Source organism: Treponema primitia ZAS-2 (assembly GCF_000214375.1).
Lineage (GTDB): Bacteria > Spirochaetota > Spirochaetia > Treponematales > Breznakiellaceae > Termitinema > Termitinema primitia.
In genome coordinates this window covers 3,970,974-3,991,900 of the sequence record NC_015578.1, presented here as the reverse complement: position 1 = coordinate 3,991,900, position 20,927 = coordinate 3,970,974, and the positions used below count along the sequence as shown (strand labels likewise).

The following is a 20,927-nucleotide window of genomic DNA, read 5'->3' as shown; positions in this document are numbered from 1 at the left end:
TATTATGTTTTCTATCTTATCCCTCATAGGCCGTTCAGAACCGCTTTTTTTGCAAGATATAATGGCCCATGAACCAGAAGTTTCTACCATCGTTGCATCTTCGCGCTTTCTTGTAATTGGCGGAGCTGGATCAATTGGTTCCGCTGTTATACGGGAAATATTCAAGCGAAACCCTAAATTGCTTCATGTTGTCGATATTAGCGAAAATAATCTGGTGGAATTGGTCCGTGATATTCGTAGTTCCCTTGGCTATATTAAAGGCGATTTTACTACTTTTGCAATAGATTGTGGATCCGATATTTTTGATGCATTCATCAAGAATGGCCAAGGCTATGATTATATTCTCAACCTTTCTGCGCTTAAGCATGTGCGGAGTGAAAAAGAGCCTTATACGCTTATGCGCATGATAGATGTGAATATCTTTAATACAGATAAAAATATACAACAAGCAAAGGAAATCGAGTCAAAAAAATATTTTTGTGTTTCTACAGACAAGGCGGCAAATCCGGTAAATATGATGGGAGCTTCAAAAAGAATAATGGAGATGTTCCTGATGCGCCGTTCTCTTGAATTACCGGTATCAACCGCCCGTTTTGCCAATGTTGCATTCTCTGATGGCAGTCTTTTGTATGGGTTTAATAGGCGTATTGAGAAAGAACAGCCCCTATCGGCGCCGAATGATGTTCGTCGGTATTTTATAACTCCCCAGGAGGCGGGGGAACTATGCCTTATGTCATGCCTGTTAGGTGAAAATAGGGATATTTTTTTCCCTAAACTTGATAATAATCTGAACCTGATAACCTTTAGTGAAATAGCGGGACGATACCTTGAAAACATTGGATATGAGCCTGTTCAATGCTCTACAGAAGAAGAAGCCCGGCAGCGGGTAACAGAGTTTAAGAAACAAAAGAAATACCCGGTATTTTTTTTTAAGAGCGATACTACTGGAGAGAAATATTTTGAAGAGTTCTATACAGAAAAAGAAATTTTAGATATGGATCGCTTTAAATCGATAGGGATTATAGAAAATGCACCGATATATGATGATCACAAATTAAATATGTTTTCAGAAGAAATTTCGGTTTGGCGGCGAAGAGGTACCTGGTCGAGGTTGGAGCTAATAGATTTATTTAATCAAATGATACCTGAGTTTAATCACCAAGAAACGGGTAAATTTCTTGATGGAAGGATGTAGAATTTTAAGATATGAACGAAGAGAAAAATATTGATTACAGTGAAATAAGTCTTATTGACCTTTTTGCGGTCCTGTGGCATCGAAAAATCATTATTATTGCTATTACCATTATCGCAATAATTGGCACGGTAACTTTTTCAATTATCTCCATCATATTGCCTCCTGAAACATCTCCACTTCCCAATCAATATACTCCCACAGCCCTCATGCTTATCAATAATAGTTCCTCATCAAACAGTGGCATGGCCTCCATGCTTAATTCAAGCGGTCTTGGTGGGTTGGCAGGTCTTGCCGGAGTTAGTACCGGTTCATCCTTCAGTGACCTCGCAATTTATCTCGTCAGTACTAATTCCTTCTTGGACGCAGTGGTTGATGAATTTGGCCTTATTGTCCGATACAAAATTGAAAAATTTCCGCGCACGGAAAGTCGTAAAGTATTAAAAAAACATTTAACTGCATCTTCTGAAGAAAAAAGTGGTGTTTTTAGTTTTTCCTTTGAGGATTATGATCCAGTTCTTGCCCAGAAGGTAGTTAACTTCTGTATGCACTATCTTGAAAGTTGGTTTAATGAATTGGGAATTGATAAAAATAAACTGGAACGGGAAAACCTGGAAAGGAATATTGAAAATACCTTTCGGGAAATACAGAACTTGGAACAGGAAAGCCAGAAGTTGGGGATGTCTGTTACAAGTGGCGGGGCAGCTAGTATCCCGTCAATCGCCTTAGAACAGCGCCGTATCGCTCTTGAATTGGGCGCTCAGCAGCAGGTCTATACTCAGCTTAAAGTCCAATATGAACTCCTCAAGGTAACTATGGCTAGTGAAAAACCGGTTTTCCAAATCCTAGAAATGGCTGAGATTCCGGACCAGAAATCCGGTCCCGGTCGGGGAATGATCTGTGTCATCGTCACTTTTGCTGCTGGGTTCTTCTCGGTGTTCCTCGCTTTTAGTTTAAATGCCATAGACAATGTCAAAAAAGATCCCGAAGCTATGGCAAAACTACGGGGGACCCACACGTGAAGCGGCGACCGGTTATCTTCTGTTTTTTGCTATTGCTTAATGCTCTGAGCGCCTTTGCGCAGGAGTTAAGTGTTCCCGAAGTAGCGGAATCCAATACGTTAAACCAATTTGCCCAGTTGGCCCTCTCGAGCTCTGATTATCGGGTAACCGCCGGGGATATCTATACCTTGGAATACGCCGCAAGTACTGTCCCCGTGATCTATAAGATCGTCGTGGATACCAGTTACCGGATCAAGGTCTCTAACCTTGGGGTGATTAACGCTTCCGGGAAAAGTTACCAGCAGCTTAAGGCTGAGGTCGAAGCCATCGTTACCAATAACTACCCCTTAAGCGGGGTCCAGTTGGTTCTCACCGAACCCGCCTCTTTCCGAGTCCGAATCACTGGGGAGGTACGAAATTCCCAAGAAATCGCAACTTGGGCCTTAGCCCGGCTTTCCGGTCTTTTGGATGCTGATAACCGCACCTCTTATTCCTCCCTCAGGGATGTGTCGGTAACTGCCTTGAATGGCCAAACCCGGACCTATGACCTATTTAAGGCACAGCGTTTCGGGGATATGTCCCAGGACCCCTATGTCCGCCCTGGGGACGTGATTACGGTGAACCGCATAACCCGAGTGGTCTCCGTGGCTGGGGAGATTGAACGCCCCGGGGAATACCAGCTTCTACCCGGGGAAAGCCTTCGGGAACTGATTGGCTACTATGCCAGTGGGCTCTCCCCGATAGCTGACCCCTCCCGGATAGAACTGGTGCGGCAGGTGGAAAGCGCTGTCGATTCGGGGGATAAAATATACCTGACCCGGGAGGCTATTGACGCCGGCTACCCCTTGCAGCATCTGGACACTATCCGGGTTCCTTCGATTACCGAACTGATTCCGGTGATGTTCGTGGAAGGGGCGGTCCGGGTGACCGAGGAAGGCGATGAACTAACCACTGCTACCCGGCTGACGGTACGGTTCAATATGGGGGAGAACTACGCTTCCTTGGTGCAGCAGAACCAGGTCTGGTTCTCGGCTATTTCGGATACTAAAAACGCCTATCTCATCCGGGGGGCTGAACGTATTCCTCTGAACCTGAACCCTATGCTCTATGATTCATCATACCGTAGCCAGTATTTTGTGGAGCATAACGATACCCTGATCATCCCCTTCCGACAGTACTTTGTAACAGTATCCGGGGCGGTCTATTCTCCGGGACGCTTCCCTTATATTCCGGACCGTTCCTGGGATTACTATATTGGCCTAGCTGGGGGCTTCCTTCCTGAACGTAACTCTCGTGAGAAAGTGGATATCGTGGACTTGGCAGGGAAGAAGCTGACGAAGAAAGATATTATTACCCCGGAGACAAACATCAATGCCCGGGCGAACAGTGGGCTGTATTATTTTAACCAGTATGCGCCGGTGATTACCACCGTATTGTCTGTCGTTTCTACCTTCATTACTATTACGTTGCTTATTACGCAGTAAACGCCCAGTTTTTCTATTTTTCCTAAAATCCAATCTCATTGAATTCAATAGTTGATATTCCTCTTCTGAATAAAGGCGATAGGAAATTTCGATGAATTTCAATTCCTGGCAGTTTCTGGTATTTTTCTTGGTCGTTTCGGCGCTGTATTTTGTCATTGCCATATTTCCGAAAAGACGAGAATCGGCATATCTTAGTAAACCTATCGGAGTGATTGGTAGCAACACCCTGTCCCGACTTCTTCTGCTTACCTCATCTTTGTTTTTCTATGCCTGGTGGAATCCGGTCTACCTTGGGCTGATGCTATTTTCAGTTGTCGTTACTTGGCTGTCTGGGATACTGATGGCAGGGGCAACGCAGGAGAGGCGGAAATTCATCCTTATCGAGTCCCTGGTTTTGAATTTGGGCATCCTGTTTTTCTTCAAGTACTATAATTTTTTTGCTGATACCGTGAATCCTCTCCTGTTCAAAATGAGACTCAGCGCAACATTTCCCGCCTTCAGTGTGCTTCTGCCGGTAGGGATTTCCTTTTACACTTTTCAAGCCTTGGGTTATTCGATTGATGTGTTTCGTGGAACTGTGACGGCGGAACGGAATTTTGTGAGCTACGCCCTTTTTGTCACTTTTTTTCCCCAACTGGTTGCAGGGCCGATTGAACGAACCGGAAACCTGTTGCCCCAATTTAAAGTTGACCATACCTTTAATTACGACCGGGTAACTTCAGGCTTGAAGCTTGCTACCTGGGGGATGTTCAAAAAGGTTGTTATTGCCGACCGTATCGCGGTATATGTAAACACTGTCTATGGTGAACCCGGTGTATATCCTGCAGCGGCGCTGCTTTTGGCGACTTTCTTTTTTACTTTTCAGATTTACTGTGATTTTTCAGGTTACTCGGATATCGCAATCGGTACAGCTCGGGTTCTGGGTTTTGATCTGATGACTAATTTCCGAAGGCCCTATTTTTCCAAGTCAATCACCGAATTTTGGCGATGCTGGCATATTTCCCTTTCTACTTGGCTCAAAGATTATATCTATATTCCTCTGGGTGGCAACCGGAAGGGTATGTTCAGGCAAAAGCTGAATCTGCTTTTTACTTTTTTGCTTAGCGGCCTCTGGCATGGAGCCGCTTGGCATTTTGTAATCTGGGGGCTTTTACATGGGCTATTCCAGGTAATTGAACGGAGTATCCCCGAACGGGTTAGTGAGGGGCTCAAGAAAATCCCAGTTTTGCAGATGGGTTTCACTTTTTTGCTTGTATGCTTGGCCTGGATATTTTTCCGCGCAAATACTACAAGGGATGCAGTTCTTATAATTGGGAAACTGACCACCCTCCTGGCTGAGTGTGTGGAATATTTTGCACTGATTCCGAAGCAGGGTATTGTCGGTACGGCACGGATTGCGTTTCAGTTAGGGGCAAAAAGTCAGGGTGTGATCCATTCAATTATGGGATTTGGACTATTCAATTGGTTCTTTTCTATGATATTGATAGTAATACTGCTCTTTGGTGATTGGTGGACAAAAGTTATTGCGGAGACAAAACGGGTAATATGCCTCCCTCTGGTCATTCGTTGGGCTGGATACTATGCGTTGATTCTGGCCATCATTCTGAATTGGAATGTGGATACCTCGCAATTTATCTATTTTACTTTTTAAAATATTTGGCACACAATGAAAAAATTATTTTATAAATTAGTTGTTCTTTTCTTCTTGCTTTTTATACCTATGCTAATTATTGTGTTGCTTCCATCTTCACATAATAATTATTTGTTTGCGATTATTGATAAACATCAAAGGTTATCAAACACCGAATCGCCACGTATTGTTCTTGCAGGTGGGTCAAATCTTGCATTTGGGATTGATAGTAAAATGATGCAAGAAACGCTAAATATTTCTGTGATAAATACCGGAATTCATGTTGGTATCGGTTTAGGTCGCACCCTTGATGACATAATGCCCTATCTCAGTACAGGCGATATACTGGTAATAGCTCCAGAATACCAATGTTTTACTGATGCCTGGAATGGTAGTGTACCTGCTTACGAGCTGATTTTTGATATGCATAACTATCCGCTTGCAAAGCATTCATCGTTTTATAAGATGCCTTTCGGAAACAGTTTCATTATTTATGCAAAAAACAAGATACTTGCTTTGATACCTCGGTCGTCCAATCCTATTTCATACTCACGGGATGGGTTTAATGAATACGGTGATTACATAAAACATCTAGAATTAGAAAATCAGCCATTTGAATCATTGTCTGTATCGGGAAAGATCAACGCATCCTATCTTTCCGCGTTTTATCGTATTGTCGATTCTTTTAAAAAACAGGGGATTCAGGTATTTATTACTTACCCTTCCTATGAGGAAATATCATTTCAATATTCTATAGACATGATCAATGAATTAGATATGGCTTTACAGGAAGAACGAGCGATGACGGTTATCTCGTCCCCGGAAGATTATTGCTTTCCTACGAATTATTTTTACGATACAGCCTACCACCTTAACTCGAAGGGCCGGGAAATCCGAACCGCTCGGTTGGTACAAGATATTACGCGATACATTGGGATAGCAAACTAATTTTAGATATCATAAAGGTGCAGTAATATTCAGTCAGTATCTAGATGATTATTTTACAGACATTGAATAAGATAAAATCCTGTAAAGATAGTCTTTGTGAAAACGTGATCTGGTTGTCCCTGTTTTGTATGATGCCAGATTATCAAACTGGATAAAGCTGGGTTATTTGAAAACATAAAAATATGGTAGTTGTAAATAAGGTTTTTAGAATTATCTTATCCTTGAGTATCGCTTTTTGCATATCAAATATTTTTTGTCTAGTATATTACCACTTGGAAAAGCTAATCAACTATCACGATACTTATTTACAAGGTACAACTTAGCTAGATTATTCCAATTTTTTTTTGCCTGAATCCGCTTATATGGATATATCTCACTTAAATCATAAAGGCGCTGTGATATTCAGTCAGTATCTGGAAAATTATTTTACAAATCTCGATATGGAGTAAAAAATCTGTAAAGATAGTCTTTGTTTATTGAAATTAATGATTGATGGAATTAATCATTTAAACTATAAAGGCGCGGAAATTTTTAGTCAATATTTAGAAGGTACTTATTGTTGCACCATTAATGGATGGGGTGTGGCATTTTATTTTCTCTCAAGAATGAAAGATTTTAGAAAAATGTCATAATAAACTTATTCTGCTATGTATTTACTCTTTCCATCATGATGGAATCCATCCCAAAATACACCCCTAGGCTCTTTTATATCTAACGGATACAGCCCTATATTAATTCCTATATTATCAAGGTATTGGCCGGCTAGCGGCGGGCGGGAGAGAGCGATATCCTGTACTAGCTGATTGATGAAATCAGGAAGGAAACCCCCCAGGCCGCTGTCATTTATATCAATACTGAGTTGGCCGAATACTGGGATATACGAACGATAGTGATTTATATCAGCACATTGCGAGCCGACTTGATGCACAAAAGGCAAAGTATGTATTTATTGACGAGATTCAGGATATAATCCGGTTTGAGATTGCAGTGCGGTCCTTGTTTGCTGAAGAAAAATGCGATTTGTACATCACCGGAAGCAATGCCCATCTTTTGTCAGGGGAGTCGGCGACTTATTTGGCCGGGCGGTATATTCAGATTGAGGTGCATCCTTTAAGCTATGCCGTGAAGGATTTTCTGGATCAGGCAATTAATGCTGTAAAATTAATTTAACGAGAATCTATAGTAAATGGGCTGGATAAAACAACTTTGAAACTAAAATCGAAAACGGTGAAAGCCCAATTTCTCCCCCTAGCGGTTACCCTTCTATAAGAAATTTCCCTTGCCCAGCCCCCCGTAGAACCCGGTATACTCAAATCAGGGAGAATTTTTATGCCGCAAGCCCAAAGTATGACCATAGGTGAAAAACTCGATATGCGAATGAAAAGCCTTGAACTGGAAAAACAGGGTAAATTGGTGGAGGCCGAAAAACTTAAAAAACAGATACCCTTAGCGCCATATCTGGCAAAATTCTACAAGGAACACCTTGGCCTTGGCGCCCTCTTAAAGACCGGCTGGAATTTGTCGGAGGCGGTAGCGAAATATGGCTCTGATTTCCTTTCTTGATGACCTCACTTCCCATGCCAACGATATTGATTTAGGCCGCAAAGGTCTTGAAGGCCGTATCGCCTATGAAACGGGGATTACCGGCGCTTTAACCGTTTTTCAAGAGGCCCAAACCCACCGCCGATCCCCAAACTCTTATCCTTGCCGAGCTGACCTTTTTGCAACAGGAATTACAGTTTTGCCATGAAACTGATACTGATACCTTAAGTAGTCTTACCCAGGCAATACAGAGTTTTGATGATGCCCTCCGTTCCCTTGAAGCCGTTGCAGATTCCGCTATTTACCGGGGAGCCGAAAAACCCATCCCACCAACCCCAAGTACCGCATAAGCGGCTTTCCAAAAGACGCTTTTCATATTGCCTGTATTGCCCACCGGACAAGGATCCGCAATGTTCTCCGCTCTCCCGGAATAAACACCGCCCAAAACGGCTATATCGAAAAACAAAAAGAGGCTCTGAATATATGAAACCAAAGGTGGCAGTCACCTTGTTTTATTTTTCTCAAGAATGACACATTTTAGAAAAACGTCATAATAAAGGGGTATTTTCCGCATAGTTCTCGATAAATTTGACATAGTGAAATAATGGTATCGTAATCCCGAGAATATAGGGATTACGATACCATATTTACAAGGATGATAAATGCACTATTACCACAGGCTTTTAGACAATCTTATCGAAGAAATGGCGATGATCGGTACTTTCCATGAAAATCTTGTAGTATTATCTACATTCGTTAAAATATTTTTTTGTTTTCCTTGGTTTTTGTAATGCCTATGGTTAAAATCTAAAGAAACTGTAAGCAATTACAAAATAGCAAGGAAAACAACTATGAAGCGCTTGGCCTGCCTGGCGGGTATCTTTTTCTCCATCATTTTTGGGGTGTATGCAGAGGTTTCTAAAGATTCTAAGGATCCTGAAGTTTCCAAGGTTTCCAAAGTTCCTGAGCTTTCTAAGGTTCCTGGGAATTCCAAGGATTCGCCAATTGAGCAGCATGCCCTGCTTGCCTTGTCCAGCCCCGATTACAGAGTAACCGCCGGGGATATGTATACCCTCACCTATGCGGCAGAAGGAAAAGCTGTTATTTATGTTATAGTTGTTGATAGCAGTTATCGTGTGCGGGTGTCCAATTTGGGGATTGTTAATGCTGCGGGGAAAACATATCGGCAGTTTAAAACCGAGGCGGAGGCAATTGTGACCAATAACTATCCCCTAAGCGGGGTTCAGTTGGTTTTAACCCAGCCGGCGCTTTTTACGGTGTATGTTTCAGGAGAGGTCCTGGAGCCACGGGAATATTCGGCCTGGGCTTTAGCCCGTTTGTCTTCGCTTATGGATGGCGCCTTAAGCGCCTATTCGTCAATCCGGGATATCACGGTGATCCCCATGTCCGGGCAAAGTAAAACCTATGATCTGTTTAAGGCCCAGCGTGACGGTGACCTTGGTCAGGATCCTTACCTGCGGCCCGGGGACACTGTTAAGGTGAACCGGATTGACAGGGTGGTTGCCGTTCACGGGGCGGTGGAGCGGCCCGGGGAATATCAATTATTACCTGGGGAGAATTTATCAGATTTAATACTGCGCTATGCTTCCGGCCTGGAGCCTGTCGCCGATCCCAGCAGGATAGAGCTGGTGCGCCACATTGAAACAGAAACCGATTCCGGGGATAAGATATATCTTACCGGGCAGGATATACAGGATAACTACCCGCTGCATCACCTTGATGAGCTTACCGTTCCTTCGATTATCGACTTGATACCGGTTATGTTTGTGGAGGGCGCAGTGCAGGAGAGCAGCGATTCCCTGGTGATTGCCGGCAGCAACGTTGCGAATCGGCTTACGGTGCGCTTTAATCATGGGGAAAATTATGCCTCCCTGGTGCAGCGGAACCGTGTCTGGTTCACGGCCATATCGGACACCCAGAATGCCTACGTTATTCGGGGAGCGGAACGGATTCCCCTGAACATCAACCCTATGCTGTACGACTCAAGCTACCGGAGCCAATATTTTGTGGAAAGAAACGATGTGCTCATCATCCCTTTCCGGCAGTACTTTGTAACCGTGGCCGGCGCGGTCGCGGTTCCCGGGCGTTACCCCTACATTCCGGACCGGGGATGGGATTACTATGTGGCCTTGGCCGGGGGGTTTGTCATGGAACGGAACTCCCGGGAATCCGTGGCCATACAGGACATTGGCGGGCGGGTGATGAAAAAGACGGATCCTGTAAGCCCGGAAACAATAATAACCGCCAGGACTAACGCCGGATTATATTACTTTAACCACTATGCGCCGGTGGTAACAACCATGCTGTCTATTGTCACCACCTTTATCAGCGTGACTCTGCTTGTTTCCCGTTAATGGCCCCAGGTAAACTTTCCTAATCCTTCGGGATCTAATTGCCCGTGTTTTGCCTTACCTCTTTCCGCCCTTAGCCCCGCCTGCAAAATTAACTAAAATATTAGTCTCTATTGAAAACGACAAGCTCGACTCCTCCCGCTCCCGTTTCAGGGTCAGACTGACAAGCCTATCCAGGAGTTCCTTGTAGGGCACTCCCACGGGCTCCCAGAGATAAAAGGACAGGGAACCGGGGATGGTGTTGATCTCATTGACCAGCACAGTATTAGTGTCTTTATCTACAAATAAATCTATTCGGGAGACCCCGTTGCAGCCCAGGGCCTGAAAGGTTTTCAGCGCCAGGGAACGGATTTCTTCCCTGAGTTCCGGGCTTAGGTCCGCGGGCAGTATCCGTTTGGCGGAACTCATCCCCTTGGAGCCTGTTTTGTCACCGGACACGTATTTATCCTTATAGCTCAGGATGGCGTCCGTATTGATGGGCTCTTCACACTCAGAGGCGATGGCTGAATCCTGATCGCCCAGCACGGCGCAGTTAATTTCCCTGAAATTGGTCAAAGCGTGTTCTACCAGGGCCGTGTGGGCGTACTGAAAGGTGTATTCAAAGGCGTCTGTCAGTTCTTCGCGGTTAAAGGCTTTTTTGATGCCTATGCTGGAACCCAGGTTCGAGGGTTTTACTATTATGGGATAGGGGGCGAATTGTTCAATTTCATTGAGCAGTTTTTCTGTGTCCTTGTAATAGGCGCTGGATAAAACACGCACACCGTCCAGCACAGGGATATTGTTGTACTTTAAGACTGCTTTCTGAACGTACTTATCCATGCCTACTGCAGAGGCGCATACATCGCAGCCTGCAAAGGGGATGGACAGGGTTTTCAAATAGCCCTGGAGTGCGCCGTCTTCCACATTGGTGCCGTGTACTATGGGGAAGATAAGGTCCACTTCGCCGCAGCTCTGTTTGCCCCAGGCTTTAACCGGGTATTTGATCAAAAGGTATTTGCCGGCTTCGTTGATCAGGGTAACCCGCTGGAGTTTTTTTAAAAGAGCGGGGATATCCCGGTATTCCTCTATCTTGTCTGCTACGTCCCCGGTGTAGAGTTCCCCTTCCCGGGTCATATAAATCGGAATGATTTCGTACTTTTCCTGGTCAAAGGCATTGATTGCCTGTATGCCGGAAATGACCGAAACTTCGTGCTCCACGCTCTTCCCGCCAAATAAAACCCCAACCCGTATCCGCATCGATTCCCCTCCCCTAATAGTTATCCGGCAGATCGTTTTCCAGTAACGCTACCTTCCGCTTCCCCGCCGAGTTGATAAGCCCAATCTTCTTAAAAGCCCCTTCTATCGTTTCAGCAATGAACAGTTTTTCTTCCGAATACCCGGCGCCTCGCAGGCCTTCCGCAATGGGCGCGGTCTGCCTGGCCCCTACCAGGATCACAAAATCGCAAAGTTCGGCGGCCTTTGTTCCAAAATCACGATTGTAGCTGTCCTGTTTGTCCCCAAGCTCTACCATGCCGGGGGTCACCAGTATCTTGAAGCCATCAAAGGTGTTCAGGGCATCCAGGGCCATCATAGCACCCCTGATGTTTGAGTTAAAGGCATCGTCGATGATGGTCATCCCGGAACGGTTCAAAAGCTGCAGTCGGTGGGGTACGCTCTCAAGCCTACGGACTGCGGTGACCATATCTGCCGGGGGGACGCCCAAGTAATCTGCGGTAGCAATGCAGCCGGCTATGTTTTCTACATTGTGGAGGCCGAGCAGTTTTGTGACAAAGCGGTATTCTTTGCCATCCGATAATTGTAGGTCAAAGGAGCAGCCTTCACCGGATGCGGAGATGTTTCTGGCGGTATAATCACTGTTTTCAACTGAGAGGGCGTAGCTGATTTTTTTGGTATTACAATTTGTATTACGGATATACTCGTTTTCATAATTCAGGAACAATATCCCGTCTTTTGGCAGGGCTTCTGCCAGTTCGAATTTGGTACGGATGATGTTTTCCAGGGTTTTAAATGTTTCCAGGTGCTGGGGGCCTATGGATGTCAAAATGCCATGTTTGGGGTGGACTATATCGCAGATTTCCTTTATTTCCCCTACATACTTGGCGCCCATTTCGCAGATGAAAATGTCGTGGAAGGGGCGCAGCTGGGACCGTATGGTTTTGACCACCCCCATGGGGGTATTGTAGCTTTCCGGAGTCATGAGCACGTTGTATTTGACGGACAGGATTTTGTGCAAAAAATACTTGGTGCTGGTTTTCCCGTAGCTGCCGGTGATGCCGATAATGGTCAGGTTCTTCATGCCCCGCAATATCCGTTTTGCGTCATTGATGTACCATTGGTTTACGCCCTTCTCTATGGGGGTGTTTATCAGATTGGATAGAAGCGTAAAGAAGGGGCTTAGCAATACTATCAGCGCAAGAAGGGCGATTTGCAGGGGAAGGGGCAGGGAGAAGGAACAGGCAGCAAGGGCGCCTGAAGCCAGAATATTGGTAACCAGCATCCGCTTGACCCGGTTGGTAAACACCAGGGGCTTTTTGGCTTTCCGGGGACGGTTACAGTAGGCTTGTATTAAGAACAAAGCGGATGAAACTGCGGCGGCTGCGTAGGAATGAAAGAAGGCTGCGCCGAAAATGGGCAGTATCAGTATGTGGCGTAATAAATAGGCTTTGTAAAAATTATGGGCTATCCATTTGAGATGGGTAGCAGGTTTGTACGAATTGAGCTGAAACATATGGTAGTCGTAGAGAGAACTGAGGCAATAGCAGATGATGAAGGACAGTAGTACTGCGATTTGCAGGATAAGTGTCATGAGGCCCTCGTAATATTCAGGAATGAGTCGAGTACCCGGGAAAAAGTGAAGCTCTGGTCCAGGAAGGAGTAGTGGCCGGCATTTTTCAGGGTTACTAATCCGGCATCAGGGATAAGGCGTTCCATGGTTTTTCCGTCCTCCAGGGGGGTTTCAAGATCCGCGTCTCCCCAGATTATCAGGGTGGGATAGGAAATCTGCGGGAGCAGGGGGGTCAGGTCTTCGTTGATAACCTTTACAAAACATTCCCGCATCCTCGGGCTTGCGTTGAGGTAGTCAGGGGAACTGTTTTTTCGCCGCCATTGATCCAGGGCTTCAGGGAATTTCCGGCGTAGGTATTCCAGGGAAATGAGCTGCTTTACGGCCTTATAAAAACACTGTTTGATTTTTTGCTTGGCGGTTCTTTTTCGTCGTATTCCTGCGGAATCTATCAGGATGATCTTTTCGATTTTTATCGGCAGAACCTTCCTGCTTGCCAGTTTTATGATGATCCTGCCCCCGAAGGAATGGCCAATGAGTATTGCCTTTTCGATGTCCAGTTGTTCCATGAAGGCGAGGACAAAATCCGCGTAATCATCCACCGACCAGCCTTCCGGGGGTTCCCCGGTTTCCCCGAAGCCCGGCAGGTCCAGGGCGCAGACCCGATAGTAGGGGGCAATGTTGTCCAGGAATTGCTTAAACGACCCAAATTCTGAGCCCCACCCGTGGAGGAACAGCACCGTATCCCCTTGGCCTTGGTTGAAATAATGTACTCCGATACCTTTGACATCCATTTGTACAGGAATTGTACCCGTGGAGGGCAGGGGTGTCAAGAAAACACGTACTGTTACTTGTATGTTACCAGGTCATTCAGGGCTTTCCGGGTGGAGGCGCCGCTTACGGCGTCAGCTCCGGCGGGGAGGCGGCCTATACGGACCAGGGCAACGGCGCTGTAGCCGCTGGGGAGGCCGAGATCCGCCTTGAGCTTGGAGTTGAGGGCGTCTATGGGGCCGGTGTAGATCCGGGAGCCCAGACCCAGGGATTGGGCTGCTAGATAGATGCTCTGGGTTGCCAGGCCACAGTCCAGCATAACCGCGCCGTTGGTTTTGCTGTCCCCGGGGCCTGAGATGACGATGAGGATGTTGCCGTCGGTGATGTTAGAAACGATTTGCTTGGTCAGGTTCTGGTCCTGGACCACCGTGAAATGCCATGGCTGGCGGTTACTGGCGCTGGGGGCACGGACCGCCGCCGAGAGGATCTTGTCCAGGTCGGTGCGGCTTACCGAACCGGCGGCAAAATTCCGGGGGGCGTAGTGGCCGGTGATGACCCCGATAGCCCGGGCATCCACGTCCGCCGCAAAAAGGTTCGGCTGCTGGAAGATCAAAACGGCAAGAGCGAAACTGGTTAAAAAAGCGATCTTTTTCATAGGGTCCTTCCTTTTCAATGGAGTATATCTTTCATCAAATTCCTATTCAATAGCACAGAATTCACGTGTTCTTTCTAATTAGCCGGATAGAGTATCACCGACACAACCCCCCTTGCCAAAAGTTTCCCCATCATCCCCTGTAGATCCTGCACCGTAACAGCTTGGTACAACTCAGGCGGCTGTTCCAGGTGGGACAGGGGCAAATTGTAAAGCGTGGTCAAATAGGCCAGGCTCCGGCCGATATAGCCATTGTCCTGCATCTTGAGGTCAAAGGATTTTTTCAGCCCCTCCACAGATTTATTAAAGGCATCTTTATCGATGGTTCCCTTGGCGACTAATTCAAGTTCCTCCATAACTGCGGTGCGCAGTTCCTGTACTCGCTGGGGATCGCAGGGAAAGTACACGCTCATGGTGGTTTCTCCCGGCGAGGGCAGGGGCGACAGGGAAACGTTACCGGAGATAGAATAGGCGCCTCCCATTTGTTTCCGGATTCTTTCCATCAGCTTATTGTCCAGGTATTCGGACAGCACATCCGCTGCGGCTGACCCGGCCGCCGTATATTCTGTCTTGGGCAGCATCCAGCTTAGGTATACCAGGCTCTTTTCTTCCAATCCCTTTCGGACTTCCCGTTCGACATTTTCCGGCCTGACTATTTGGGGATCCGTCCAGGTGTTCCAGGTTTCACCTGGGGGTATGGAGGCCAGGTAGGCTTCAGTAAAGCTGCGCAGGGCTGGGATGTCCAGGTTGCCGGTGAAGACAAAGGTGTAATCCCCGGGGTTGCTGGCCTGCTTCAGGAAAGCCAGGGCGTCATCGATGTTGATCTTTTCCAGATCTTCCATGGCCATGGGCTTATAGTAGATATTATTATTGTAGAGGGTACGGGTTACTTCGTCATAGAAAAGCGCTTCCGGATTTTCGTTGCGCTGGGCCAGCTCGGTACGGTAGTCATCGATCAGGGAAGCAACCGGCTCGGGGTCGATCCGGGGCTGGGTAAAGTGCAGGTAGAGCAGCTCAAAGAGGGTTTGGAGGTCCCCGGTGGTGGAGGAACCCTGGACATTTCTCAGCATCCCCGAAACGCCAAAAGAAATGGAAACCTGCTTGTCCGCAAGTTTTTTTGCCAAATCAGACCGGGAATATGGGCCGACCCCGGAGGCGCTCATCATTTCTGCGCTGAGGTCCGCAGAAACTATTTGGTTTTCCGGTACCGAGGTAAGCCCTCCCCGAGCCATGGCGTAGAGGACGATCTGGTTGTTTTTGTTTTTCGTTTCTTTAAGGATAACCTTTGCACCATTGCTGAGTTCCCATTGTATTGTGCCGCTGGATTCATCTTTGGTTTCGGAGCTGATACTTCCCGGCGTTGGGCGCCGGTCCAGGAGTGTGGCGTCCAGGTTTTCGTTTACTGGCCGTGGGACACTGGCCCGTTCGCTCTGTTTGACCAGCCTGCGTACCGTGTCGGGGTTTGGCAGGGAAGCCGCATCTGCATCCGGGGCGGAGATGAATACTGTGAGGTCCTTATAGGCAAAGTAGTTTTTTGCAGCGCCGGCAATTTCCCGTGTACTGATGCCCGGGAGTAGTACGGTCAGGGCGTTCAAATCCCAGGACGTGTCGGTGGGCGTGTCGCCGTTAATAAAATGGTTAACAAAACTGTCGAGGTAACCCGACGAATGTTGCCGGTCTTTTTCCGAGACTATTCGTTCCATATCCGCCAAGAGGGACCGTTTTGCCTGATCAATTTCTGAATCTGTAAAGCCGTAGCGGGCCATCTTTTCTTTTTCCAAAAGTAGGGCGCTCAGGGCTGCTTCGGCGCTGCCGGTTTTTGCAATTGCTATGAACATATAATTATTGACAGCCCCGGCATATTCACTGAGCCCGGCTCCTGCGGCGGTATAGGGGGTGTCCGGTTTATGGGCGGCTTCGTCAAAGCGCATGGATAACATACGATCGATGAGGTTGTTGATTATCCCCTGCCGGTAAGAAGCCAGATCAGTTTCATTGGTAAGTTTATTGACAGGAAGTTTGTAGAAAAGGTCGATTCGGGTGTGGGGCAGTTCAGGATCCGTGTTGATCTCCACGGCGAGGTTTCCCTTTTTCGGATTGGAGGGGATAAGGCTGGGCCGTTCCAGGGAACTTGCCGGGGCAGAAGCTGAAAAATGGGAGGCCAGTTCTGTCTCAAGTTTTTCACCATCAAAGTCGCCTACAAAAACTAAGGCCATGTTGTCCGCCCGGTACCAGGTCCGGTAGTAATCGACCAGCCGTTCCCTGGGGGCGCTCCCGATAATTTCCGGAACCCCGATGGGGAAGCGGTCAACGTAGGGGGTTCCCTTGAAGATGACCGCCGCCATTTTTCGCCATATCCGTTCCCAGGCCCCCAGCCGGGTCCGGTATTCTTCCAATACAACCCCCCGTTCGCTGTCCACTTCCTCCGGTGCAAAGGTGACAGCCCGGGTCCAGTCATCAATAACCGCAAGGGCCTGGTCAGGGACGATTTTGCGGCCTTCTCCATCGGCCTCCACCGGGACTTCAATGCCGTAGACGGTCTGGTCGTAGGAGGTATAGGCGTTTACCTCCGGGCCCCAGCGCATACCCAGGGAGCGGAGGTATTCGATTAGCTCCGACTTAGGGAAACGTTCAGTCCCGTTGAAAGCCATGTGTTCCACAAAGTGGGCCAGCCCCTGCTGGTCGTCCTCTTCCTGGAGGGAGCCGGCGTGTACCGCCATGGTCAAATAGGCCCGGCCTTCGGGCATGGCATTTTCAAGGATATAGTACTTCAGGCCGTTGGGAAGGGTTCCGGTCCGGGCGGCGGGCATGAAGGGCACGGCGTCTTTTGGCGCCCCCAGGTTTCCATAAAGGGCCGGCTTGTAGGCGCCTGATGTGGCGCAGGAGAAAAGGGTAAGACTCAGGGTGAGGGCCATGAGGCCGGGGATTTTTGACAGGTTCTTAAAAGTATACATATTCCTATTATAGTGATTTGCCGGGTTTGTACAATTTGCACGCCCCGGCCTTTGCAAGGGCTGCTTAGAAGTTGTATAACCTTTTTATGGCAGAAGCCCACAGCGAGGATCTTATCCGTTGCCCCTGGTGTCTTGGGGATGACGATTATACCCATTACCATGACAAGGAATGGGGGCGGCCCTTGAAAAACAACCGGAAGCTCTTTGAGCTGCTGGTCCTGGAGGGGGCTCAGGCCGGGCTTTCCTGGCTGACTATTCTTAAGCGCCGGAACGGGTACCGGGAAGTCTTTGACGGGATGGACCCTGAAAAAATCGCCCGGTATGGGGATAAGGATATAGAACGCTGCATGGGGGACGCCCGGATTATTCGGAACCGGCGGAAGATACAGTCGGCCATTGAAAACTCCAAGGTGTTTCTTGAAATGATGGAAGGCCCAGTTTCTTTTTCAAAATGGCTCTGGAACTGGGTGGATGGGGAGCCCATTATCCATCATTACAAAACCATGAAGGAAGTCCCTGCCACCACAGAGCTTTCGGACCGGATTGCCAAGGAAATGAAAAAGAAGGGGTTTTCCTTTGTGGGGTCTACTATTGTGTATGCTTATATGCAGTCCGCGGGGTTGGTGAACGATCATCTGGTGGATTGTTTTAGACGGCAGAGTTGAAAATCGACTCCCTTGTTTTTTCCCCGTTTTTTTTATACTATATTTTACCATGCCTATAAAAATTCCAAAAACATTGCCCGCTTATAATGCCCTGACCAAAGAAAATGTCTTTGTTATAACCGATGACCGGGCTGAACACCAGGATATACGTCCCCTCAAGGTGGGGATACTCAACCTCATGCCCACCACGGTGGACACGGAGATACAGCTTTTGCGGCTTTTGGGGAATAGCCCCCTTCAGGTGGATATCAGTTTCCTGCGTATGGGGAGCCATGAGTCCCGGAACGCCCCTCCGGGGCACCTGGACCGTTTTTATGTCAGTTCTGATGAAATCATCCGGAATGATTACCGTTATGACGGGCTTATTATTACCGGCGCCCCGGTGGAGACCTTGCCCTTTGAGGAAGTGGATTATTGGAAGGAACTGGCGGCGGTTTTGGACTATTCGGCGAAAAACGTGTGGTCCACCCTGCACATCTGCTGGGGCGCCCAGGCAGGGCTCTATCACCGCTATGGAGTGCCGAAACTGGAACTGCCCCGCAAGCTTTTCGGCATCTTTCCCCATGGGGTTAATGAACGGCATACCACCATTTTTCGGGGCTTTGATGATGAATTCCTTGCCCCCCAGTCCCGGCATACTGAAAGCGACCGCAAGGCCATTGCCGCTAGACCGGAGTTGACCATTGAGTCTGAAACCGACGAAGTGGGTGTTTTCATCGTCACCGCCCGGGAGGGTCGGGAGCTCTACGTGACCGGCCACCTGGAATACGACCCCCTGACCCTGGACAGGGAATATCGCCGGGACTTGGACAAGGGGCTTCTTATCAACGTGCCTAAGAACTACTACCCCGGGGACGACCCTTCAAAGGAGCCGGTGGTTCGCTGGCGGGCCCACGCCCACTTATTTTTCCGGAACTGGCTGAACTATGTGTACCAGGAGACGCCTTTTGACTTGGGGGAGCTTTAGGGAAAAGGTGACAGTCACTTTTTTTAAAATTTTTGCAAAATCCCCTTGACAGAAATTTTTATTTTGGCTATATTCCTAGTATATTCATATGTTTTATATGAATATACATTTATTAAAAACTTACCGGATGGATCCCGCGTATTTCCGATCCGGCATTTAAAAAAAAGAGGTGAAATGGGCGGTAGAGGTCTCCTCCCTCTGCCGCCCTCTTTTTTGGTGAACGCCTTGTCTGTTACCCGGGGGGTGGGATAAAATACCCTATGGCTGATTCAAAAACGATAACCCGGGACCAGGCCTGGGAACTTTTAAAGACCTACAATAAAGACCCCTTTCATTTGCAACACGCCCTTACGGTGGAGGGGGTTCTGCGATGGTTTGCCCGGGACCTGGGCTATGGGGCGGAAGAGGATTTTTGGGGTATCGTGGGGCTGCTCCACGATATCGACTTTGAGCAATTTCCTACCGAGCACTGTATCAAGGCGCCGGAGCTGCTGCGCCAGGGCGGGGTTGGGGAGGACATTATCCACGGGGTTTGCAGCCACGGCTATGAGCTGACCGTGGACGTGAAGCCGGAACACGAGATGGAGAAGGTACTCTACGCTTCCGACGAACTAACCGGGCTTATCTGGGCAGTGGCTATTATCCGGCCTTCAAAAAGCGTTCAGGATATGGAAGTGAAGTCGGTGAAGAAGAAGTACAAGACCCCGGCTTTTGCGGCGGGTTGTTCCCGGCCGGTTATCGAAAAAGGGGCGGCTATGCTGGGCTGGGAGTTGGATACGCTTATCGAAAAAACCATCCTGGCCATGCGTTCCTGTGAGGGTGATATCAACGCTTTCATGGAAGGGCTTACCGGGAAGGGATGAAGGATAAAGCCGTAATCGCCATGTCCGGCGGGGTGGATAGCTCCGTTGCGGCCTGGCTTATGTTGGAGCGGGGGTACCAGTGCATTGGCATCACCCTGAAGCTCTTTACCAATGATGATATTGAACCCTCTGCCAATGGTAGAGCCACGCATAAAGGCTGCTGTTCCCTTGATGACGTGAACGATGCCCGGGCAGTGGCGGACCGTTTGGGTATGCCCCACTATGTGCTTAACTTTGCCGGGGAATTCCGGGACAAGGTGATACGCCGTTTTATCGAAACCTACGAACAGGGGGCCACCCCCAATCCTTGTATTGACTGTAACCGGTTTATCAAATTTTCCAGGCTCCTGGAACGGGCCAGGCAGCTTGAGTTTGACACTATTGTTACCGGCCACTATGCCCGGATAGAACAGGATGGCCCTGAAGGCCGGTTTCTGTTAAAGAAGGCCCTGGATGCAAAGAAAGACCAGAGCTATGTCCTCTATGCCATGACCCAGGATCAGCTTGCAAATACCCAATTTCCCCTGGGGGAATTGACTAAGCCCCAGGTCCGGGACATTGCGGAAGCCCGGGGCTTTGTGAATGCCAGGAAACATGACAGCCAGGATATCTGCTTTGTTCCTGACCGGGACTACGGTAGCTTTATTGAGCAGTATAGCGGGAAGACTTTTGATCAGGGGAATATCATTGACGAAGAGGGGCGCATTCTGGGGCGGCATAAGGGGCTGGTCCGGTACACCATAGGCCAACGCAGGGGGCTGGGGGTCGCCATGAACGAGCCGGTGTATGTGAAGGCCAAATCTGTCGCCGACAATACGGTTACCCTAGGCCCTGAGGAATCCCTTTACACAAAATCTCTGACCGCCTCTGACCTTAACCTTATTGCATATTCCCGGCTGGAAAGGCCCCTGCGCTTAAGCGTGAAGACCCGCTACCTCCAGGCGGAACAGCCGGCCATAGCGGAACAGATTGGGGAGGATACCCTGAGTATTGAATTTGATGCGCCCCAGCGGGCCATTACTCCGGGGCAGGCAGTGGTGCTCTATGACGGTGATGTGGTAGTTGGCGGCGGTACTATCAAGGCTGCGGAATTTTAAAGCCCAT

18 protein-coding genes are annotated in these 20,927 nt (G+C 48.2%); 13 read left to right on the top strand and 5 right to left on the bottom strand.

What is annotated here, in order from left to right:
* Positions 1 to 4: 4 nt before the first annotated feature.
* The 9 genes from TREPR_RS17350 (at position 5) to TREPR_RS17305 (ending at position 10,172) form a co-directional block, all read left to right on the top strand.
* The gene (locus tag TREPR_RS17350) at positions 5 to 1,195 is read left to right on the top strand and encodes a UDP-N-acetylglucosamine 4,6-dehydratase (RefSeq protein ID WP_015709651.1); all 1,191 of its coding nucleotides are present in this window, start codon (positions 5 to 7) and stop codon (positions 1,193 to 1,195) included.
* Between the two features lie 11 nt (positions 1,196 to 1,206).
* Positions 1,207 to 2,214, top strand: a complete 1,008-nt coding sequence (locus TREPR_RS17345; RefSeq protein WP_015709650.1) for a Wzz/FepE/Etk N-terminal domain-containing protein — start codon at positions 1,207 to 1,209, stop codon at positions 2,212 to 2,214.
* The gene (locus tag TREPR_RS17340; protein ID WP_015709649.1) at positions 2,211 to 3,677 is read left to right on the top strand and encodes a polysaccharide biosynthesis/export family protein; all 1,467 of its coding nucleotides are present in this window, start codon (positions 2,211 to 2,213) and stop codon (positions 3,675 to 3,677) included. The genes TREPR_RS17345 and TREPR_RS17340 overlap by 4 nt, the downstream gene beginning before the upstream one ends.
* A 91-nt stretch (positions 3,678 to 3,768) precedes the next feature.
* The gene (locus TREPR_RS17335) at positions 3,769 to 5,328 is read left to right on the top strand and encodes an MBOAT family O-acyltransferase (RefSeq protein ID WP_015709648.1); all 1,560 of its coding nucleotides are present in this window, start codon (positions 3,769 to 3,771) and stop codon (positions 5,326 to 5,328) included.
* Between the two features lie 15 nt (positions 5,329 to 5,343).
* Positions 5,344 to 6,255, top strand: coding sequence for a hypothetical protein (locus tag TREPR_RS17330; protein WP_015709647.1), 912 nt, complete (start codon positions 5,344 to 5,346; stop codon positions 6,253 to 6,255).
* 867 nt (positions 6,256 to 7,122) lie between these two features.
* On the top strand, positions 7,123 to 7,425 hold the full coding sequence (locus tag TREPR_RS18290; protein ID WP_081468694.1) for an AAA family ATPase: 303 nt from the start codon (positions 7,123 to 7,125) through the stop codon (positions 7,423 to 7,425).
* A gap of 159 nt (positions 7,426 to 7,584) precedes the next feature.
* Complete coding sequence (locus TREPR_RS17320) at positions 7,585 to 7,818, top strand: hypothetical protein (RefSeq protein ID WP_015709646.1); 234 nt, start codon at positions 7,585 to 7,587, stop codon at positions 7,816 to 7,818.
* The gene (locus TREPR_RS17315) at positions 7,796 to 8,005 is read left to right on the top strand and encodes a hypothetical protein (protein WP_015709645.1); all 210 of its coding nucleotides are present in this window, start codon (positions 7,796 to 7,798) and stop codon (positions 8,003 to 8,005) included. The genes TREPR_RS17320 and TREPR_RS17315 overlap by 23 nt, the downstream gene beginning before the upstream one ends.
* A 643-nt stretch (positions 8,006 to 8,648) precedes the next feature.
* Positions 8,649 to 10,172: a polysaccharide biosynthesis/export family protein gene (locus TREPR_RS17305; protein WP_015709642.1), complete on the top strand. Its 1,524-nt coding sequence runs from the start codon at positions 8,649 to 8,651 to the stop codon at positions 10,170 to 10,172.
* 54 nt (positions 10,173 to 10,226) lie between these two features.
* Here the strand turns inward: TREPR_RS17305 and TREPR_RS17300 are convergent, their stop codons facing one another.
* The 5 genes from TREPR_RS17300 to TREPR_RS17280 all read right to left on the bottom strand — a co-directional run bounded on the left by TREPR_RS17300 (position 10,227) and on the right by TREPR_RS17280 (position 17,328).
* On the bottom strand, positions 10,227 to 11,405 hold the full coding sequence (locus TREPR_RS17300) for a D-alanine--D-alanine ligase family protein (protein ID WP_015709641.1): 1,179 nt from the start codon (positions 11,403 to 11,405) through the stop codon (positions 10,227 to 10,229).
* Positions 11,406 to 11,418: 13 nt separating this feature from the next.
* Entirely contained in the window at positions 11,419 to 12,975 is a 1,557-nt protein-coding gene (locus TREPR_RS17295; protein ID WP_015709640.1) for a Mur ligase family protein, read from the bottom strand.
* Entirely contained in the window at positions 12,972 to 13,745 is a 774-nt protein-coding gene (locus TREPR_RS17290; protein WP_015709639.1) for an alpha/beta fold hydrolase, read from the bottom strand. Before TREPR_RS17290 ends, TREPR_RS17295 begins: the two co-directional genes overlap by 4 nt.
* Positions 13,746 to 13,798: 53 nt before the next feature.
* Positions 13,799 to 14,377, bottom strand: coding sequence for a nitroreductase family protein (locus TREPR_RS17285; protein WP_015709638.1), 579 nt, complete (start codon positions 14,375 to 14,377; stop codon positions 13,799 to 13,801).
* A 74-nt stretch (positions 14,378 to 14,451) separates the two neighbouring features.
* Entirely contained in the window at positions 14,452 to 17,328 is a 2,877-nt protein-coding gene (locus TREPR_RS17280; protein ID WP_015709637.1) for a M16 family metallopeptidase, read from the bottom strand.
* Positions 17,329 to 17,414: 86 nt separating this feature from the next.
* Here TREPR_RS17280 and TREPR_RS17275 point away from each other — a divergent pair, with 86 nt between their 5' ends.
* From TREPR_RS17275 to mnmA, 4 genes are all read left to right on the top strand, one after another.
* A complete protein-coding gene (locus tag TREPR_RS17275) occupies positions 17,415 to 17,993 on the top strand; it encodes a DNA-3-methyladenine glycosylase I (protein ID WP_041611827.1) in 579 nt (192 codons plus the stop codon).
* 49 nt (positions 17,994 to 18,042) lie between these two features.
* Positions 18,043 to 18,960, top strand: a complete 918-nt coding sequence (locus TREPR_RS17270; RefSeq protein ID WP_015709635.1) for a homoserine O-succinyltransferase — start codon at positions 18,043 to 18,045, stop codon at positions 18,958 to 18,960.
* Positions 18,961 to 19,220: 260 nt separating this feature from the next.
* Positions 19,221 to 19,823, top strand: a complete 603-nt coding sequence (locus tag TREPR_RS17265) for a hydrolase (RefSeq protein ID WP_015709634.1) — start codon at positions 19,221 to 19,223, stop codon at positions 19,821 to 19,823.
* Positions 19,820 to 20,920 (top strand): tRNA 2-thiouridine(34) synthase MnmA, encoded by a 1,101-nt coding sequence (gene mnmA, locus TREPR_RS17260; RefSeq protein WP_015709633.1) that lies wholly within the window; start codon positions 19,820 to 19,822, stop codon positions 20,918 to 20,920. Before TREPR_RS17265 ends, mnmA begins: the two co-directional genes overlap by 4 nt.
* The last annotated feature ends 7 nt before the right edge of the window (positions 20,921 to 20,927 follow it).

Coding starts and splice junctions, on each gene's coding strand:
- TREPR_RS17350 (WP_015709651.1), top strand. CDS start 5: ATGTTTTCTATCTTATCCCTCATAGGCCGTTCAGAACCGCTTTTTTTG.
- TREPR_RS17345 (WP_015709650.1), top strand. CDS start 1,207: ATGAACGAAGAGAAAAATATTGATTACAGTGAAATAAGTCTTATTGAC.
- TREPR_RS17335 (WP_015709648.1), top strand. CDS start 3,769: ATGAATTTCAATTCCTGGCAGTTTCTGGTATTTTTCTTGGTCGTTTCG.
- TREPR_RS17330 (WP_015709647.1), top strand. CDS start 5,344: ATGAAAAAATTATTTTATAAATTAGTTGTTCTTTTCTTCTTGCTTTTT.
- TREPR_RS17320 (WP_015709646.1), top strand. CDS start 7,585: ATGCCGCAAGCCCAAAGTATGACCATAGGTGAAAAACTCGATATGCGA.
- TREPR_RS17315 (WP_015709645.1), top strand. CDS start 7,796: ATGGCTCTGATTTCCTTTCTTGATGACCTCACTTCCCATGCCAACGAT.
- TREPR_RS17305 (WP_015709642.1), top strand. CDS start 8,649: ATGAAGCGCTTGGCCTGCCTGGCGGGTATCTTTTTCTCCATCATTTTT.
- TREPR_RS17300 (WP_015709641.1), bottom strand. CDS start 11,405: ATGCGGATACGGGTTGGGGTTTTATTTGGCGGGAAGAGCGTGGAGCAC.
- TREPR_RS17295 (WP_015709640.1), bottom strand. CDS start 12,975: ATGACACTTATCCTGCAAATCGCAGTACTACTGTCCTTCATCATCTGC.
- TREPR_RS17290 (WP_015709639.1), bottom strand. CDS start 13,745: ATGGATGTCAAAGGTATCGGAGTACATTATTTCAACCAAGGCCAAGGG.
- TREPR_RS17285 (WP_015709638.1), bottom strand. CDS start 14,377: ATGAAAAAGATCGCTTTTTTAACCAGTTTCGCTCTTGCCGTTTTGATC.
- TREPR_RS17280 (WP_015709637.1), bottom strand. CDS start 17,328: ATGTATACTTTTAAGAACCTGTCAAAAATCCCCGGCCTCATGGCCCTC.
- TREPR_RS17275 (WP_041611827.1), top strand. CDS start 17,415: ATGGCAGAAGCCCACAGCGAGGATCTTATCCGTTGCCCCTGGTGTCTT.
- TREPR_RS17270 (WP_015709635.1), top strand. CDS start 18,043: ATGCCTATAAAAATTCCAAAAACATTGCCCGCTTATAATGCCCTGACC.
- TREPR_RS17265 (WP_015709634.1), top strand. CDS start 19,221: ATGGCTGATTCAAAAACGATAACCCGGGACCAGGCCTGGGAACTTTTA.
- mnmA (WP_015709633.1), top strand. CDS start 19,820: ATGAAGGATAAAGCCGTAATCGCCATGTCCGGCGGGGTGGATAGCTCC.